Origin of the sequence: Paenibacillus sp. FSL M7-0896 (assembly GCF_037975415.1) — a bacterium.
In the GTDB taxonomy this organism is placed as follows: domain Bacteria; phylum Bacillota; class Bacilli; order Paenibacillales; family Paenibacillaceae; genus Paenibacillus_AQ; species Paenibacillus_AQ silagei.
In genome coordinates this window covers 3,526,995-3,545,568 of record NZ_CP150250.1, presented here as the reverse complement: position 1 = coordinate 3,545,568, position 18,574 = coordinate 3,526,995, and the positions used below count along the sequence as shown (strand labels likewise).

At 48.6% G+C, this 18,574-nt stretch carries 12 protein-coding genes; all 12 read right to left on the bottom strand.

The genetic code is table 11. The features are described 5' to 3' along the window. Positions 1 to 14: 14 nt before the first annotated feature. The 12 genes from MKY12_RS14965 to MKY12_RS14910 all read right to left on the bottom strand — a co-directional run bounded on the left by MKY12_RS14965 (position 15) and on the right by MKY12_RS14910 (position 18,556). Positions 15 to 1,424, bottom strand: coding sequence for a condensation domain-containing protein (locus MKY12_RS14965; protein ID WP_339314367.1), 1,410 nt, complete (start codon positions 1,422 to 1,424; stop codon positions 15 to 17). Between the two features lie 13 nt (positions 1,425 to 1,437). Then, entirely contained in the window at positions 1,438 to 2,970 is a 1,533-nt protein-coding gene (locus MKY12_RS14960) for an amino acid adenylation domain-containing protein (RefSeq protein WP_339256964.1), read from the bottom strand. A 15-nt stretch (positions 2,971 to 2,985) separates the two neighbouring features. After that, positions 2,986 to 3,984, bottom strand: a complete 999-nt coding sequence (locus tag MKY12_RS14955) for a U32 family peptidase (protein WP_339256962.1) — start codon at positions 3,982 to 3,984, stop codon at positions 2,986 to 2,988. Positions 3,985 to 3,999: 15 nt separating this feature from the next. Further along, positions 4,000 to 5,364, bottom strand: coding sequence for a hypothetical protein (locus MKY12_RS14950; protein ID WP_339256960.1), 1,365 nt, complete (start codon positions 5,362 to 5,364; stop codon positions 4,000 to 4,002). A gap of 61 nt (positions 5,365 to 5,425) precedes the next feature. Continuing rightward, the gene (locus MKY12_RS14945) at positions 5,426 to 6,718 is read right to left on the bottom strand and encodes a hypothetical protein (protein WP_339256958.1); all 1,293 of its coding nucleotides are present in this window, start codon (positions 6,716 to 6,718) and stop codon (positions 5,426 to 5,428) included. A 22-nt stretch (positions 6,719 to 6,740) separates the two neighbouring features. After that, positions 6,741 to 7,898 carry an acyl-CoA dehydrogenase family protein gene (locus MKY12_RS14940; RefSeq protein ID WP_339256956.1) on the bottom strand — a complete coding sequence of 386 codons (1,158 nt, stop codon included), beginning with the start codon at positions 7,896 to 7,898 and terminating at the stop codon, positions 6,741 to 6,743. Next, positions 7,891 to 8,154: a phosphopantetheine-binding protein gene (locus MKY12_RS14935; RefSeq protein ID WP_339256954.1), complete on the bottom strand. Its 264-nt coding sequence runs from the start codon at positions 8,152 to 8,154 to the stop codon at positions 7,891 to 7,893. Before MKY12_RS14935 ends, MKY12_RS14940 begins: the two co-directional genes overlap by 8 nt. A gap of 26 nt (positions 8,155 to 8,180) precedes the next feature. Then, a complete protein-coding gene (locus MKY12_RS14930; protein WP_339256952.1) occupies positions 8,181 to 9,035 on the bottom strand; it encodes a 3-hydroxyacyl-CoA dehydrogenase family protein in 855 nt (284 codons plus the stop codon). 23 nt (positions 9,036 to 9,058) lie between these two features. Beyond that, positions 9,059 to 10,312, bottom strand: a complete 1,254-nt coding sequence (locus MKY12_RS14925; RefSeq protein ID WP_339256950.1) for an ACP S-malonyltransferase — start codon at positions 10,310 to 10,312, stop codon at positions 9,059 to 9,061. After that, entirely contained in the window at positions 10,305 to 13,406 is a 3,102-nt protein-coding gene (locus MKY12_RS14920; protein ID WP_339256948.1) for a cyclic peptide export ABC transporter, read from the bottom strand. Before MKY12_RS14920 ends, MKY12_RS14925 begins: the two co-directional genes overlap by 8 nt. Continuing rightward, positions 13,399 to 14,016: an adenylyl-sulfate kinase gene (gene cysC, locus MKY12_RS14915; RefSeq protein WP_339256946.1), complete on the bottom strand. Its 618-nt coding sequence runs from the start codon at positions 14,014 to 14,016 to the stop codon at positions 13,399 to 13,401. Before cysC ends, MKY12_RS14920 begins: the two co-directional genes overlap by 8 nt. A 22-nt stretch (positions 14,017 to 14,038) precedes the next feature. Continuing rightward, positions 14,039 to 18,556, bottom strand: a complete 4,518-nt coding sequence (locus tag MKY12_RS14910; protein ID WP_339256944.1) for an amino acid adenylation domain-containing protein — start codon at positions 18,554 to 18,556, stop codon at positions 14,039 to 14,041. Positions 18,557 to 18,574: the final 18 nt, after the last annotated feature.

The window sequence follows — 18,574 nt, the reverse complement described above, 5'->3', positions numbered from 1 at the left end:
ACACTAGGCTCAGCCTAAATATCGAACTCAACCTGCAACTGTAGACGATCACGGTTCAGGGCAGTTATAAGGCTGTCCATTTCTCCGGCTTCCATCAGCTCAATCTGACTCAGCTTCAACTCATTCTCAGTGGATGCGGACATAATATGCTGCAGCACCCTATTCAAATGTACTCCCATGTTCTCTATCTCCGTCTGCGTGTATCTATTGCTGTTATAACTTAGAGTAAGCTCGATTCCGTCCAGCACCGAAATATTGAACACCAGATCATATTCTGCCTGGATAAGCATGGAGTAGGAGGTTACCCGGAGCGCATCATTACCGCAAATCGCAGCATTATCGACCGGATAATTCTCAAGAACAACCATCGTATCAAAGAGGTTACTTCCGCTTCCGGCGTACTTCTTAAGATCTGCCAGAGATACATACTCGAACTCTTCCCGCTCCTGCAGCATCTGCATGACTTGCTTCAGCAGATCAATCACCTTCAGGTTGGGTGCAGTATTCATCCGCAGCGGCAGGGTATTAATGAACAGGCCAACCATGTCCTCTACTTGCTGCACGTGCGGCTTTCTGCCTGACACGGTGGTACCAAATACAATATCCTGCCCGGCATAGTATTTATGCAGCAGGATACCCCAGGCTGTGTACATCAAGACTGCGAGGGTAATTTGATGTTTTTTAAGGAATGCTCTAATCTCTTCCAAGTCAAAGGTTGAAGCCGGAATAAGAACATTTTTAATTGTTTTTTCCGATTCTGGCTTTGGTTGCGGAAGCTGTTCCGCAGCCTTCATCTCCCTGCGGAATCCTTGCAGATATGTCCGCCAGTAGTCATGCTCTGCCTGTATATTTCGTTTATTCAGGCTGCTTACGAACGCCTTATACTTATTTTTCCACGGTGAACCGGGTGTCCTGCCATGGTAGAGCTCATTATAGATCTCGAAAAATTCCTTCAGCAGAATCCCTGTACTCCACCCGTCATAGAGAATATGATGATTGTTGAGAATGACGAGATACCGCTGCTCCTGTGTCTTGCATACTAGAATCCGAAAGGGAACGTCCGTCAGCTCCACCCTTCTGAGGCGGTCCTCGGATAACAGCTTCTCCACTGCATGTAAGGGGGCTTCACCGTCCTGCGCCAGATCAACATATTCTATGACCGGGGGAGCTTCCTTCAAAATAATCTGCACCGGATTCTCGATCAGCTCCCAGCGGAATGTCGTCCGCAGCATTTCATTTATTGCAGCCACCTTCTGCCAGGCTTGTTCGAACAAATGGATACGCAGATCTCCTGTTACCTCCAGGCACATCTGCTCAAAGTAAATATAGCTTGCAGGTTGTTTCAAATGATGAATCAGCATTCCCTTCTGCATCGGAGTCAGCGGCACAATATCTTCAACATTGTCTCTTCGGAGCTTCTTCATAGTTACTCTCCCATTAAGCTGTTCTGTAACTCGTAATTTCCTTCAATTTGGCCCGGTCCAATTTGCCGTTGGCGGTTAAGGGCATCCTCTCCAGCAGGAGCAGCTTGCCCGGCAGCATATAATCCGGTAAATATGGCTTCAGTGCAGCTCTTATTTCTGCCAGTGACAGCTCTTGTGACGAGACAACGCAAGCGACAATATCTGCCGCGACTTCAGAGACCGGTCTAAGGAGTACTGCGCACTCCACGCCCGGATGACACCGGTGGATAACAGCCTCAATCTCTCCAAGCTCAATCCGTTGTCCGTTGATCTTCACCTGATGATCCAGCCGTCCTAAATATTCAATATTGCCATCCGGCAGCAGGCGTCCCAGATCCCCTGTTCTGTACATCCGGCCCGCGGGCCCTTGGACAAAAGCCCCGGCTGTTAACTCCGGCTGATTGATGTAGCCCCTTGCCAAGCTGTCGCCTGTAATACAGATTTCTCCCGGACATCCGTCCGGCTGCCGCTGTCCTTCCTGGACAATCAGAATGTCTGTACAGGCAATCGGCTTGCCGATCGGTACCTGATGAATAGGCCCTTTTTCCGGGCATTCATAATAGGTTACATCGATGGTGGCCTCAGTTGGCCCGTATAGGTTGATCAGCCTTGTATGGTTACGCTGATTCAGAAGGTTATTAAATAGTTGAACACTGGACGGAGTAAGGGCTTCTCCGCTGGCAAATACCAGCCGCAGCGCTGCCAACTGGTCTAATTCCCCGGCTCCGGCCACGTATTTCAGAAATACGTTCAGCATAGAGGGGACGAAGTGTATGACGGTAATATTGTACCTGCTAACCGCCGCAACTATGGTCTGCGGAAACTTCTCGTAGCCCGGCTCCAGCAGGCAAACGGTTGCGCCGGAAATTCCCCACCAGAGAAGTTCCCAGACGGACACATCGAACCCGAAGGGAGTCTTATGGAGTATGGTGTCATTCTTACCTATGGGATAAGCGGCCTGCATCCACATCAGGCGGTTGAGCAGCGAACCATGTTCAATCATCACCCCTTTGGGCGTTCCGGTTGAACCCGAGGTATACATGACATAGGCCAGATCGGAGGAATGGTATTCGTGGATTCCCGTATCCCCGGAGTCAAGATATAGCTCTGGATCATCCAGGCTAAGCTGCTCTCCTCCATAGAGATGCGGCTGAATATATTGCTTCTGGGCCAGCAGAAGGATCGCCCCGCTCTCCTGGAGCATAAAACGGATTCTGGCCTCGGGGAGGGCGGGCGGTAACGGCAGGTAGGCGCCACCCGCCTTCAGAATGCCATATATTCCAATCAGCATCTCAAACGACCGGTCACACAAGATGCCTACAATTGTATTACTTCCCGTCCCTTTTCCTCTTAAGATAGTAGCCAGAGCCTCAGATTTCTCGTCAAGCTGTCTGTATGTCATCGATTCTTCACCCAGCTGAACAGCTGGCCGGTCCGGTGTCCTTGCTGCTTGCCTACGAAACAATTCTTGAACAGTCAGCGCTTCTTCAGGGCGTTCGATCATCATCCTCTCCCTCCATTCCTATGGATAGTAGCAGACGTCCGGACAACGTTTGGCGATAAAGCTGTCTTTGATGGTTTGGCTAAAATCAGAATTATTTACGGAATGTCCGGACATTTCAATAATTTGTTTGAGATTAGCAATGTCATTGGCCAAATATTTAACCGAATAGCCCCGGCCTACCACCTTCAGATGGGTAATCCCAATCTGCCGCAGCTCCTGGACCTTGCACACACCGCAGCCGTCCTTGCCGAAGCTGTCTTTAATCGTTTGCTCCTCACTGCACGCTGTGACCGGATGCTCAGGCGGAAGATTTTTCACCCGGTTTTTCAGATTATAAAAGCGCTCAACCTTGGCAAACCGCTGCTGGCTGTCATTACACCGTGCAATCCGGCTCGGGATATTGCAGCTTGAGACGAATTCATCACTGTGTACACTGTTGCAAAATGACCCGGAGTAAAGACAAAAAGCATTCATGATAAATGCTTCATACTCCATCCCTTGAATGGAGCTGTTATCAATGCAGCTCTTCATATTGTCCACCGTCGTTTTTCTCGGGAATATAAACCGGCTGATATCGAATTGGTTGAAAAATTTCATGCTGACGTGGTTGATTACTTCAAGCTCGCTGCTGATATGAAATTCGCACTTGATTTCCTTCTCCCGCAAATACAGCACAAGCGCAGGATCTCCAATGATAAAGGTACTGAAGCCCATATCCATCAGGCGCTTAATAATATCGAGAATCAGCGGATAATGCTCCTGCAAATAATAATGTGAGTTAAACGTGATTTTGACGGGAACCCGGTATCGCTGAACCATCTTTCCAATAATCCGCATGGAGCTGTACGTCCCGATGTTATAGGACACGATCAGTGTCTCTCTACGGTTCAGCGGCAGGACATTACTGTACTGCTTCAACCATTCATAGGGGACTATGCCGCAAAAAAATTCATCCGCACCTGCCTGCGCCAGCGCTTCATAGCTATCAGCATTGGATAACGGGGCTACTATCTTCAAGCTTGTCCCTCCTTCCTATTCCACTGAAAATACTAGTCTGTCAATTCCGCTGGCTACATATTGACCCAGGACATCCGGCTCCGTCAGCAATGTCCCATCGAACCCGAACACGCTGTTGCCCCGTCCGATCATATTCGCCTGCTTCGGATACAGCTTGCATAGTTCTCCGCAAAATTGCGGACAATGCTCCACCAGCTTCTGCTTATAAATATTGAAATGAACACACTCGGCATAAAGCGGACAAAAGGCAGAGGTATTGATCTGGTAATACGGGAAATGAAGGCTGTGCGCTCCTTCTGGAATGCGGTTACCGGTTCCATGCGCTTCAAATTCGAAGCGGTTGACCCCCCATCTGTTTAGAAAGGTCAAATAATGCGGTGCATTCACATTGTTTTCCTGCAGTTTGTCCTTATGGCGTTCGTAGCCGAACATGAGCGGTGTTCTCGGATCTTTTTTGATTTTGTTGAGCAGCTTGCCCAGAACCGGAATTATAGTCTGTCTATAGGGTTCAAGCAGGATAAAGAGACTCCAGTCATTAACGGTGACTTCAACAGTCTTTCGAGCGGATAAACACCATTCGTTCAAGCTGTCCAGCAAACGCTTTACAGGCTCTAATTGAGCCTCAGTCAAGGAGGGAAGCACAATCGTAACGTCCAATTCTGCTTCTTGGGCTTCTGCCAGCAAAGCAGTAAGCATCTCTTCGTCAGGACAGAGATGAGGACAGTAATCATTGCCGATATAGACCCTTGTCAGCGGCTGCGATAGAAGCCAATGCCGGTCCAGGCTAAGCCGTTCCAACTCGATTTGCATTAACGCTCTATAGCCGTACCGGGACACTTGCTTATATAGCCTGGTGGTATTGACCGCCAGAGCCAGCTGATATTTCACCTGCGGAGACCTGCCGGAAGCCATTCTCATTCTGCTGGCCGGACCGAACCATTCGGCGATTTGATCCTCATAGCTGTCATGGAAATCCGAATCCTGTTCATAGTCATAGAGCTGTGTATTGCTTAAAAAGTCAAGTGATCCCAATCTGCTTTGAACCGGCCCGGAGGCTGCCTGCGGAAATTCCGCCAGTTGGCGCAGGATGCCTGAATAGAAAGGGAAATCTTCCTGCTGGCTTAGATCTACCTTAAGCGTGTAGGTGCAGGAGAATTCCCGCTTCTGAAACTGGACAAGCTCACAATCCGTGAAGCGGAAGGTCTGATATTCGCTCCGGGTCAGATTAAAGAGAGAGACCTCAAGCCCATCCACCTCCGCAAGCTGTTCGTCACTTTCTAAGGTAATCTCATCCCCGCTGATCTTTAAAATCCGATAATCCTGACCGCCTATAAAACCGATAGCCATAAGCGGCGGAATCTCCTGAAATTCCAGTCTCATCTTGTATCCCCTTTGTGAGTTGTTACACGAATATTTGTGAGGCTGTCCTGTCTGCTCACTATTACTCAGTCAGAATGCTATAGACTTGACCAGAGAACGGGAGCTTCTGAAAGCCGGACACCCGCCGGGAAGGCACGAAGGTGTGGATTCCGGTATCATTAGAATAATTAGGCGAAATTTGCAGCAGATACGGCAAATGCCGCGGAACATTCTGGCCGACATATAAGCCGTATCCATTGAAATGCAGGCCGCGGACAAATCCGTTGAACGTTGTCAGTACTTGTTTATTGCAGTAGACGGTTCCTTTTGCCGAATCACAGAATAGAATATCGTTATTAATTTTTAGTAAGGAGTGCGGGGTATTCAGCTGTTCGGCATAAACCTCATCCACAATGAAGCTGTGCATATCCATTCCCATAATAGCGCCGTCGTCCTTGAAAGCACCTCTTGTAAACATCCCGTTCCGGGAAGCCATCGCGATTAGAATCCGGTCGCCCTGAATCAGAATATCGCTAATATGCAGCATTCCTGGCGTACCGTTCACAATGCTTTTCCCGACTTCGATCTGCTCTACCCGCTTTCCGGTCTCCAGATCATATACCGCAATACGGTCCCATGCCGTCTCGATAATGAAAGCGTAGTCTGATCCGCCTACATTACATATATCCATCCCATGGAGATCAGCATCCAGCATTTCTACCGTTCGCTCAACTTCAAAATCAGAATTAAGGTACAAAAGGCCGCGGTCATCCTCCATGGCAACATAGCCGTCCTTATATCTGAGAAGAGTGCGGAAGTCACCGCTAAGCTGCTGACTGTAAGATGAGGCAGCAGTATCGTAGATATAGAGCCCGCCCTTATTCGAGCGGAACGACTCCACCGTAAAGATCACCTTATGGACATTATCGCGTTCAGGGACATAACCGGTATCCAGTTCCTTCAGATCAAAAATATACCTTCCGTCAAATAGCTGGCTCAGCGGGTCCAGTCCCATTTCCTGCAGATGCTTAACAGCCTCAGGGTATTGGTCAGAGAAGATAATGACTTTCAAATGCACTCCATACTGTTCGATGATCCCTGGGAAGCGGGAAGCAGAGATCACGTCAAAGCCGCGCAGCTTTCTCCCCTCCTCCTCTGCACCTTCCTCTTCACTCACAAAAAGCTCAATGCGGGGATACAGCATTTTATTGGATAAGGCGGCATAGTATCTGGCATGTGTGTTCGTTCCGTAAATTACAAATTTAGCCTGGTCCGGGTCGGAGACATGCATGTAGCGGCTGAGACTGTCTCTGCTGTTATAGGTTTCATTTAAAATGCCTCTCGCATAGCGGGTCTGGCATTGTTCTGTGGACATAATTAACCTCCGGTATCTAATTCTATTCTGTAAGCCGTTTGAGCTTTTTAGCTTTACGGGCATAGCTTTTTCCCAGAATCATCTGGCTGATTTCATTGCTGCCTTCGATAATTTCAAAGGTCTTGGAGTCGCGGTAGTATCTGGATACAGAAAAATGTTCATTGCATCCCAGTGCCCCCATGATCTGAACCGCATGGGGAGAGTGTCTGGCTGAAGCGGCTGAAGCGTAATATTTGGCCGCCATAATCTTTTCTGTAGCTTCAGGCAGCCCTTCATCCTTCGACCGGCATGCATCCAGACACAGCAGCTTAGCAGCTTCAAGCTCTACTCCCATGTCGGTAATATATTTGCTGATCGTGCTGTGCTCGGCCAGAAAGCGGTCAAAGGTTCTTCTTCGGAGTGCATGGGCACCACTGTTCTCAAGACATCCCCTAAGTAAACCTACAGCTGCCCAGGCCACGCTGATTCTGCCGAATTCCAGCGCATAGGGAGCCACATAATTAAAAGCAATACCTTCATGGCCGATCATATGGTCTCTTGGTACAATGCAATTGTTAAATTCAAGCACTGCCAGATGGCCTGCCTTGAAGCCAAGCATATGGTTCACGGGAATAACCGTAACCCCCGGCTGAGTGCGCTCCACGATACAAGCCGTCGGCTTGCCGTTCAATTTGCCGAACACGATGAATATATCAGCCAAGCCTCCGCAGGTAATCCAGCGCTTCGTTCCGTTAAGAATCAATTCGTCCCCTTCGGAGCGATATTCCGTAGTGATTCCCTGAATATCACTCCCTGCGCCGGGTTCAGTCAAGGCAAAAGCACCCAGGACAGAGCCCTTTGCCAGACTGGCCATCCATCTCTCCTTCTGCTGCTCCGTACCCCATTTAAGCAGTGTCTGCGCAACCATAGTGTGTACATTAAATAAAGCCGTGAGTGATGCACTGCTTCTTCCTACTGCCTCATTGAGCAGTCCGTAGGTTACTGTGTCCCATTCCTGCCCGCCGTATTGCTGTGGAATCATGCCTCCCAAATAGCCTCTGGCTGCACATTCCGCAATAATGTCCGGGGATAAGGCCTCATCGATGTCCCATTGGTTGGCATAAGGCTCGACCTGGCCTTTGGCGAACTCCTGAAATTCCTTATACCGCTCCAGTTGAATCTCTGTCAGGGAGCTATGCATGATTTACTTCCGCCTGCTTGTTGTTCACAAAGGCAGCGATAGAGCGGACGGATTGAAAATGTTCCATATCCAGATCCGCAATTCTAATTTTGATCTTGAAGCTTTTTTCGAGAAAGGTCATTAATTCAATAGCAAAGAGTGAGCTTACAAGCCCCTCTTCAAAGATGCGCAGATCATAATCCAGATCCGATTGATTGATATGCTTCAGAATGAAGCTGCTGATTGTCTGCTCATAACTGGTTATTTCATAATTCATAATGTATTTCTCCTCTTCTGCATGAATTAGCCGTACACATAAAAGCCTTGGCCGGACTTTTTACCTAAATGTCCTGCATCTGCCATCTTCCGCAGCATCGGACAGCAGCGAAACTTGGAATCCTGATAGCTCTCATATAGCACATCGAGAGATCTAACGACGGTATCGATTCCAATTAAATCAGCCGTTTCCAGGGGACCCATCTTATGTCCATAGCACTGCTTGAATATCCGGTCTACCGCTTCCGGTGAAGCCACTTGATCCATTACGACAAAAGCTGCCTCATTCATAAACAAATGAGAGACCCGGTTGGAGACGAATCCTGGCAAATCCTCTACCAGGATCGCTTCTTTCTCCATCCTCCCCAGAAATTGATTCACGAGCTGTATCGTGGCTTCACTGGTATGATAGCCTTTAATGACTTCAATAGACGGCTTAAGCACAGCAGGATTCATGAAGTGCATGCCGATAACCTGTCCGCTGCGTCCAGTCACGCTCCCTACCTTTGTAATGGAAATACAAGAAGTATTGACTCCAAAACACACCTCAGGCCGGCAAATCTGATCCAGCTTCCTATAGATCCCCTCCTTGATGGTCCAATCCTCTGTCACATTCTCAATGATGAAATCGCACTGGTGAACCTCGGATAGGTCAGTGGTAAGCTTCAAATTCAGTTCTGCTTCCTCCGGTTCCATCAAAGGAAGAGCAGTATTTACCAAAGGAGAGAAACGTATATTACGTATGATCTCCTGAAGGGCAGCCTCAAGAATATCCTCGGATACATCCACGAGTACAACCTGAAATCCATGGAACAGCAGATCAACAGCGATGCTTCTGCCCATGACTCCTCCTCCGATAACCCCCACGCTAGTAATGTTCATTCTTACAGCACTCCCTGCGATAATTAGTTGATTAAGCTTTTGTAGCAGAGTACCTTCCTCATTCTTCGGGTCCGCTCATCCCCCGAAAGACCCTTGGCACTTAGAATCAGATGGAGCGCATGCAGAACATTCTGGAGCTGCAGTTCGGTAGGCCCTCTCTGGTGCAGAATACAGCTCTGATACAAGTCTTTCATTTGCTGATACGGTTCAGCTACGGCAGAGTCATAGCTCTTCATATCCGCATTGTAATTCTTGGTTGCGGCAACAGCAGCGAGACTATTCCGCAGCACTCTCAGATAATCGTCAGGCTCCAGGAGCAGCGCTTGTCGAACTGCAGGAACATCAGCCGGTTTGTCCACGGAATAACGATTGAGCTTCTCTGTATTGATAGCCGTTAAGTAGCAGAGCACGGTCTTAGGCCCAAGCTCCACTATGGAGTCAATGCCTGCGGTAAGCAGGTATTCAATGGAATTCCGCCAGCGCACAGGCTGAATCAGCTGCAGGGATAAATTGTCCTTGATCAAGCCAGCCTGCTCCGGGTAAGGCATTGCATTCCAGTTAGCCACAACCTCCCAACGAGGGGGCGAGAAGCTGTAGTGGTCAAGCACTTTCCGGAGCCGGTCAGCGGCCTGCTTCATGAACATACTATGAAAAGGTCCGCTCATCGGAATGGGAATAACCATTCCCCCGTCATCCTCCAGTCTAGAGGCCACTTGCTCTATAGAAGCCAGTGCACCGGAAATGGAGGCTTTAGCCGGAGCATCTACCGCCGAGACATATACCTCTATGCCTTCATTGCGGGCTTCACTGCAGATCTCCTCTACTCTTGAGGAATCCAGATTGACTACCCAGGCCATAGTTCCTTGTGTTGCAGCGGCAGCCTCATTGATAATCAGCGCCCGCGCTCTTACCATCTCCAGCGTATCCTTGAAGGATATAACTCCTGCGCTGCATAATGCTGTGTATTCACCCAAGCTGTATCCCATAGCTGCAGCAGGCTGCAGACCCGTTTCCTTGGTAAATACCCGGTGACAGGCTATACTTGAGCATACTAATGCAAGCTTGCTGTACTCCAGCTTATTAAGTGTCTCTTCTTCTTCCCGGTCGAAGCAGAGCCGCCGCATATCCATATGGAGCACGTCACTGGCTTCTTCGAACGTTTCTCTAACAATGTCATACTCGTCATACAGTTCCTTGCACATGCCGCTGTATTGCGAGCCTACTCCGGGAAAAGCGAAACATAAACTGTTTGTATATGGAATCTGTCCCTCATGCAATCCCGTTCACCTCACTTTGCATCCTGATACCGGCTGATGCCTGAACCTGTGTCAGCTGTCCTGACTCCATCCGCAGCACCCGGTCAGCTATATGAAAATAACGGTCATCATGTGTAATGACGATGACGCATTTCCCCTGCAGCTTCAACCGCGGAAGCAGGATAGTATAAAAATATTCCTTGAATTCGGGGTCCTGCTCTGCTGCCCATTCATCAAACAAACAAATCGGCCGGTCCTCAATATAGCTGATCAGCAGAGCCAGCCGCTTTTTCTGACCGCTGGATAACTTGAGACTGGAAAATGCCCCATGATTCATCTCTACCTTTCCGTTGAGCTGAAGTTCATGCAAGTGAAGGCTGATTTGCTCCGAATGGGCTTGTGTATCAATTCCGTACAGCTTGTCAAACAAATAATAGTCACTGAACACCGTGGAATAATACTCGCTAAGCTCTCTCGGGTGAGTCCGTTTGCCGTTCACATGAATCTCGCCGCTTAAGGGCTGGTACAGTCCAGTCATTAGCTTAGCCAAGGTGGATTTACCGCTTCCGTTGCCTCCGACTATGAATATAATTTCGCCTGAAGTGCACCTGAAGCTGACGGGTCCCACGGCAAACTCCCGGCCGTCTGCCTGGCTGTACTTGAATTCCACCTTGTGCATAACAATCTCGGTCTGCCCGCAGCGTGAATGGATGTCCTCTGTGAGCAGTGGGGGCGCTTCTTCCCGGAACGCCTCCAATTCCTTCGACAGCTGATTGATTCGCTTCCAGCTGATCCGTACCTTGACTATATTGGGAATCGCATTTAATAACCCGTTAACAGGTCCTGTCATATACAGAAATACAAACACATAGCTCTTCAAGGTGCTGCTCTGAATCTCATCGAACAACAGTGGGAATACAAAGGCGACCACTCCAATGACGAAGGTGAACAGTAGCTCTCCAATAACAAACACATTCGCAAAATTGATATCCCCCTGAATGCGCTTGTTCCTGTACGCTTCGCAGCTCTCCCTGACGTCCCTGCTGAACTCCTGCCGCTTGTCCTTGCTGATATACAGCTCCTTGTACCCATTGATCAGATCGTGAATGAACTTGAAAAAAACATTCTGCATATCACGTGTCTGCTCCCACAATCTTCCAGCCATTTTACCAGCGAGAAAATAGGAGCCTGCAGCTAATAGAATGACGCCTATCGAGACCAGTAAGCCATAGAAATTGATAATGCCCAAGTAAATAAAGCAGCAGAGCAGTGTGACAAAGCTGGTAATTCCGGCAATGAGTACGTTGCTGAACCCGCTAATGGTCTCTGTATCGTTCACCAGTGCCGATTGGATTTTCCCGTCTTCCATGGCTTCGAACTTGGCATAATTGGAATTCATTACCTTGTCAATCAATTCAATCCGTTTGGTGTAAACAATGTCGTTGGCCATAAAGATAACCTTGGATCTGACCAGCCGCTGGCCGCAAACATAAATAACGATACCTGCCACAAAGTAGAGTAGTAATCCGCCCTGAAAGCCGTCCTCCCGGCTTAAAGCCGCATTAATGATGAAGATGATCAGGGCATTGCCCAACCCGCTGACAACACTTAGGATGGAGACTACAAAGATCGAATTGCGTGTATTCCGTCCGAACATTCCGTACAAAATGCAATAGATCCCAAAGATTAAGACGGCTGATAGGAGAGCAGCGGCCGCGTAAGGAAAACTCCGGGGGGCCCACACCATGACAAAGCCCCAAGAGAGGCCGGAGTACATCACCTTAGGCAAGATGGAAAGACAATAGCTCAGAATTGCCGTTATGAGACATAAGACCAGTACCTTGACCCATACACCTTTAACATCGGGCCGCTGCTGCTCCTGCTTCGCTTTTATAAGAAGAGCGGCAATGAAATATACCGTCAATATGCTGAAGCTCAGCATCATCACTATCATTGCACTTGCAAAATAGTCTAAGCTCATGTACGAATCCCGGGATTCCCCCGGAAGCTCTTCACCAGCCAGCAAGCTCATAATGCCTTGGCCAATCTCTTCCGTATAGGCGGAGTTCATGTTGGCAAGAACGGCTACCCCCTGATGCTCCTGCGGACGGATAACAAAAAATGATGAGAAGTTAGGATTAGATCCCCCATGTGACAGCTCCCCTGCTCCTTTTTGATAGCTGTTCCAGCCGAAGGCATAAGAAGAGCCTCTGGCGTTAGGGGCTACTGTCCGGTCTGGAAGATGGGAAGCCTGGACCAGCGGGCTGAAATCAGAGTCTGCTTCGGCTCCAAGCTGTATTTCCAGCCATTTGGCGATGTCTTTCAGATTGGAAATATAATAGCCCGCCGGCGTATTCCCCCGGTAAGTCGGTGCATCATAGGCAGCGGCCCGCAGGAACTGGAACTTATAGCCTGTTGCAAGAGAATTCAGACCTTCCGTCCGGCCTGCGAATGTGTTCTCTAATCCAAGCGGCTTAAGTACATTTACAGTCATGTATTCTTCATAGGATACGCCTGATACGTTCGCTATGATTAATCCTAGAATGTCATAGTTTAGCGTAGCGTATTGATACCGCTCTCCCGGATCAGAATCAAGCTTCTGTCCGGCAAGGGTCCGTACCGTCTCCTCCAGTGCGTTCGGGCTGTTTGAGATGGGAATATCATCAATGGTCCGGGATGGAATGCCGCTGGTATGATGCAATAGTTGACGCAGTGTAATTTCTTTACGGGCGCCTTCATAGCTCATTTCGAACCAGGGCAGGTAAGCCGATACCGGGGCATCCAGGTGAACTCTCCTTTCCTGCTCAAGCTTCAGGATTCCAAGTGCTGTGAACGCTTTGCTTGTTGAACCGAGTTCAAATAATGTGGCATCCGTAACAGGCTCTTGAGTTGCCAGATCAGCGTATCCGAACCCTTTATTGAACACGAGTTCATTTCCGCTTATTATTGCAACTGCAAGGCCGGGGATTCTTCCCTCTTTCATTAAGCCCCGTATATAAGCTTCTATCTCCTGCTCCTTCAAATGGGTTCCCGGACCGGCGAATGCCGGAGCCGCACATAAGCAGCACAGGAAGAGTAAAACAAGCGCTGCGGCCGTATTTCGTATTTTATTCATCCGTTGTCCTTGTTTCCTGCCAAAGCATAATATACTTAAAAAGAGCATCGCTGGATTCCTCGACGGACAGGAGATTAGTGTCCAGAATCATATCCGGCCGCTCCGGCACCTCATAAGGATCAGAGATGCCTGTAAAATGGCTGATTATGCCTTTAAGGGCTTTTTCATATAATTTCTTTGGATCTCTTTGTATGCATGTATCCAGATCTGCCTTTACATATACTTCGATGTAATGTGCATCCCCAATCCGCTGCCGGGCGGCTTCTCTCATTGCAGCGTATGGCGAGATACAGGATACAATCGTAATGAGTCCCGCATCTCTGAACAAATCCGCTACTTCGATAATTCTTCGTACGTTTTCATTACGGTCCGCTGAGGTGAATCCCAGATTTTGATTTAGACCATGTCTTAGGTTATCCCCGTCCAGAACATACACTAGCCGATTACTGTCAATTAGCTTTTTTTCCAGGCTGCCGGATATGGTAGACTTTCCCGCACCTGACAGTCCAGTCAGCCATACTACCAGTCCTGCCTGTCCTGTCAACTGCTGTCTGTCCGCTTGCGTAGTCTCATTGTTGTGCCAGACAACATTTGCACTCTGGCTTGACATTCTGTATCCCTACCTTTCTAAGTTACTCCATTGCGGCAAAGAGACTGTCCAATTCCCTTTGTGTTAACCGGGCCTCCGGAAAATCACTGGGTGTAAACTCCGTTTCCTGCTTACCAGAGCAGTGGTTAATAATATCGGTTAAGGTAACAAGATAACAATCCAGCATAGCAATGAGCTGCTCCTCACTGTAATATTTGCTGCTGCAGGCCAGGCTGACGGTAAGGCGGCGGTTCAGGATATAGACATTGAAATCCATAACCTCCTGTGTGGGGTTCTTATCACCGATTTCAGGACCGCTGTCAACGGGAACTGCCTTAAAATACTCATTCTCCAGCAGCTGATCCAAATCACCTAAGTAGTTGAACCTGATAGGACTGACGGGTGGACGGGCTGTATAGCCCTTTCTGTTCATCAAGACGCCGTAGTCTATCTTGCTTCGGGATACGCTGCGGATCTGTTCCTTAACTGTTATAATCTGCTCAGCCCAATCCTCTACCGCTGCTTGCAGAGTTACCGGGTACATACAGGTAAACCAGCCGACTGTTCTGGAAATATCAATCCCGGCATCAATATCCTCCCGTCCATGACCTTCAAGCTCAACGCAGATTTCACATACCTGCCAATGCTGTGCGCACATGCTTGCCAAGGCGGCCAGTAAGAGATCATTCGTCTGAGTGTGATAAGCCCGGTTCGACGCATGGATAAGTCTCTCCGTGTTCTCTGAATCCAGAGTACAATGCAGGCTATGATGGATTGGCTGCTCTTCCGGATTCAGCTTCCCGCCCTTGCTGAAAGGAACAGCAGGAGGATGCTCCAGCAAGCTGGAATATTGTCCTTCTTGTAGGGATTGTCCATATCTGTCGAGAGACAATGACCATTCCTGGAAGGAATGCGTTTTAAGTGGTAATTTTAAGATATCATTTGCTTTCATCTGTCTTAGCATAGTACCCATGTCCTCCAGGATAATGCCCCAGGAGACCATGTCGACAGCCAGGTGATGCGCCGTCAGAAGCAAAAACGCTCCCCGCTCTCCCAGATGAAACAAACAGGCCTTTAGCAGCACTCCACTGTGAATATCAAAGCTTTGTTTGAGTTGAGTGCCGATTTCCCTTATCCGTATGTCCTGCTCGCGAATCGGATAGCTGCCAAGATCATAGAAGGGAACGGCCTCTGCTGAAGGTGCCGGCAAATCTTGGTTGTAATACAACTGGCCGGATACGGCATCATAGTTCATCCGAAAACTATCATGGTGCCGGATGATTTCCAGCAGCATCTGTTCAAGCTGTTCCGGCTCCAGGCTCTGCTTGATCCGCAGCATAAGCGACTGATTATAGTGATTGGGATCAGGGAAATCCTGAGCCAAAAACCACGAAAGGATCGGCGTTGGTCTAATGATTCCCGCAGCCGGCTGTTGCCCGGACTCAGGCCTTCCCGACCAGTGAACATGCCGGGCCATCTCTCTCAACAAGGGGGTTGCCAGCAGCTCCTTTAGTTTGATTGTGTATCCCGCAGTATTCAATTTGGAGGCGATTTGAATTGCTTTGATGGAATCCCCTCCCACAGCAAAGAAATGGTCATTGCCGGATGCTGTCTCTAATTGCATTACTTCACCGACTACCTGGTATAAGATTTCCTCCTCTGCAGTTAGGGCAGTATCATTGCCGGCACCCGTGCGCTCTGGCCGCACTGGCTTCGGAAGAGAGCGTCTGTTCAATTTACCGGCTCCTGTAAGCGGGAGCTCCTCCAGCTCAATGAAGAATGAGGGAATCATATATTGCGGCAGCTTGGTGGACAGGTATTCCCGCAGCTCTTCTAAAGAGACGGAGCCGTTTTTCACCAGATAAGCGCATAAATATTTCCCCTGCTCTGAGTCCTCCCAATCCTTCACTGCTGCTGCCCGGATAGCGTTATGCTGCAATAAGCTGTTCTCTATCTCACCAAGCTCTATACGATAGCCTCTGATTTTGACCTGATGGTCGTCTCTTCCGAGATATTCAATAATGCCTCCCGTAATAAAACGGGCCAGGTCACCGGTCCTGTACATTCGCTGCTCTGGAACAAACGGATTATCAACAAACTTCTCCTGCGATAACTCCGGTCTGTTCAAATACCCTCTGGCTACCCCGTGCCCGGATATATACAGCTCGCCAATGGCATGTGGAGGAACAGGATTACCGCCCTGATCCAGAATGTAAATCTGTACATTGCCGGCAGGCCGGCCAATAGGAACGGATGGCCCATGATCCAGATCAGGATCATACTGATGTATCATACATCCAACGACAGTCTCAGTCGGTCCGTATTCATTGTAGATTTGCACCTGCGGCTGCCTGAACCGCTGCATTACCTTACTTGCCAGCTCCGTGCTCAGCCTATCTCCGCCAACAATAAATCTCCGTATGGATGAACATGAATAATCCAGATCCCGGATAAGTGACAGATGGGCCGGAGTGAGCTTCAATACTGTCGCCTTGTTATCCCGTATCACTCTATACAGAACAAACTCATCTTCATCGTCACGGTAGACTACGATCTTATTGCCGGTTACCAGCGGAGTGAAAATAGACGTTACCGTTAAATCGAAAGCTAAGGATGAATACAGCGGAAACACCTCGTCATCCTGGCGGATATACATCTTGCATGCCCAGGTTACATAATTACTGAGTCCGCGGTGCTCAATCATGGTTCCTTTGGGCACTCCTGTGGAGCCTGACGTATAAATGATATATGCAAGATCGTCTGGATGAACGGATAATGCGGGGTTGCCGCCTGGGCCTTCAAAAAGCGCTGAGTCATTTAAATGAATAATGATCCCGTTATAGTCCATCGCTTGTTCCCACTCACAATTAATTAACAGAACCGGAACAGCAGCTTCGTTGAGAATAAACCGGATACGTTCTGCAGGATATGACGGGTCCAGTGGGAGATATGCCCCTCCCGCTTTCAGCACTGCAAGAATCCCGATAATACTCTCTAGGGAATGGACGGTGAACAGTCCTGTAACCGTCCGCCTTCCAACCCCTAATTTGCTTAATTTACCGGCAAGCTGATTGCTTTTTTGGTTCAACTGACTATACGTCAGACTATCGTTTCCAAAACTAACTGCAATCTTGTCAGGAAATCTGGCCGCCTGATCCTCAAACAGGGAAATAACGCTCTTGTCTGGGTTATATTCCATCGCTGTGGAATTAAAGTCATAGAGCTCGTAATGCTCCTCGTCTACTGACAATAAGCTTAGACTACCCACAGCGCGTGAGGGATCAGTTAAGACTTTTGTCACAATATGCACGATCCGATCATACATATCCTTGATCTGTTCTTCGGAATAGGCGTCCTTCTGATAATCAAATTGCAGACTCAGCGCACCGGATAGAGACCAGCTCTTGATAACAAGCTGCAGCGGGTATTGCTGCATGCCGTTATAGAACTCCTCATTCTGAACCGAGTAGCCGTTAATCTCAGGGGCAAGCATAGTGTTGTACCAGTTTATACAAGCTTGAAATAAGGACGTATGATTCTGTTTGAATATCTCCACATCTCTGGTTAACAGATCGAAGGGGTATTTTTGATGAAAGAGACCGTCCATCATCGTTCTATGAACCCGCGCTACCATCTGTCCTACTGTCTCCTCGTTACTTAACGAAAAGCGAAAAGGCATTGTGCTTGTGAACATACCGAAGGCGCTCTTCTCTCTCCGTCCGGAGCGGTTCAGCACAGGAATTCCCAATAGCAAGTCAGTCTGACGGAGCATGATGGACGCATACAGCAGATATACAGCTGTAAAAAAGGAATTGCCGGAGCAGCCACACCGGTCCGTATATTCCTTAATTTTCCCGGAAAGCTCTAACGGCAATTCGAATACGGAGCGGCTGCCGTGCAACGATTCACTGTGCCCTGCCAGGGAATCCTGCAGCTCCTGTAAATGCCCGGTCCAAAAAGCTTTGTCTTTGAGGAAGCGCGGAGATTCAAGATAGCGCTGTTCCGTGTCCAGATAATTCAAATAAGAGTAAGAGGTTCCATTCCCGGTATCTTGCCCGGCGTATAATCTTTCATAGTTTGCACCAATCTGCTCCGTCATTAATTTCATTGACCATCCATCCGCAATCAGGTGATGGAACTTAGAGTAATAACCCATTTCGGACCCGGATACTTGAAATAGTGCAAAGTAAAAAAGTGAAGCATCTTCCAATTCAAACGGTGTCGAGGCTTCTGCCTGGCTCCATGTCAGAAGCTCTTGTTCCGGTTCACAGCAGCGTGAAAAATCCAGTCTGTCCAGAGGAATAGGCTGGTATGGATGAACATACTGGCAAGGCCCGTCCTTCCCTTCGGTAAATCTTAATCGTATTCCGTCATGCTCTAGGATGAACAGATGGATAGCTTGTTCCAATAGATCAAGGTTAACTGCCCCATGTATCCGTATGGTCCCGCCAATATTATGAAGACTGGAGCCGGAATGGATTTTATCCACAACCCACACCCGCTTTTGCGGATGGCTTAACGGGTAGAACTTGACATCAGCCTGTCTATCTTCTTCTGTCATGTCGTAACTCCTCGGAAT

Bases quoted from the DNA above. Each gene is read 5' to 3' on its own strand.
- MKY12_RS14965 (WP_339314367.1), bottom strand. From the start codon at position 1,424: ATGAAGAAGCTCCGAAGAGACAATGTTGAAGATATTGTGCCGCTGACT.
- MKY12_RS14960 (WP_339256964.1), bottom strand. From the start codon at position 2,970: ATGATGATCGAACGCCCTGAAGAAGCGCTGACTGTTCAAGAATTGTTT.
- MKY12_RS14950 (WP_339256960.1), bottom strand. From the start codon at position 5,364: ATGAGACTGGAATTTCAGGAGATTCCGCCGCTTATGGCTATCGGTTTT.
- MKY12_RS14945 (WP_339256958.1), bottom strand. From the start codon at position 6,718: ATGTCCACAGAACAATGCCAGACCCGCTATGCGAGAGGCATTTTAAAT.
- MKY12_RS14940 (WP_339256956.1), bottom strand. From the start codon at position 7,898: ATGCATAGCTCCCTGACAGAGATTCAACTGGAGCGGTATAAGGAATTT.
- MKY12_RS14935 (WP_339256954.1), bottom strand. From the start codon at position 8,154: ATGAATTATGAAATAACCAGTTATGAGCAGACAATCAGCAGCTTCATT.
- MKY12_RS14930 (WP_339256952.1), bottom strand. From the start codon at position 9,035: ATGAACATTACTAGCGTGGGGGTTATCGGAGGAGGAGTCATGGGCAGA.
- MKY12_RS14920 (WP_339256948.1), bottom strand. From the start codon at position 13,406: ATGAATAAAATACGAAATACGGCCGCAGCGCTTGTTTTACTCTTCCTG.
- cysC (WP_339256946.1), bottom strand. From the start codon at position 14,016: ATGTCAAGCCAGAGTGCAAATGTTGTCTGGCACAACAATGAGACTACG.
- MKY12_RS14910 (WP_339256944.1), bottom strand. From the start codon at position 18,556: ATGACAGAAGAAGATAGACAGGCTGATGTCAAGTTCTACCCGTTAAGC.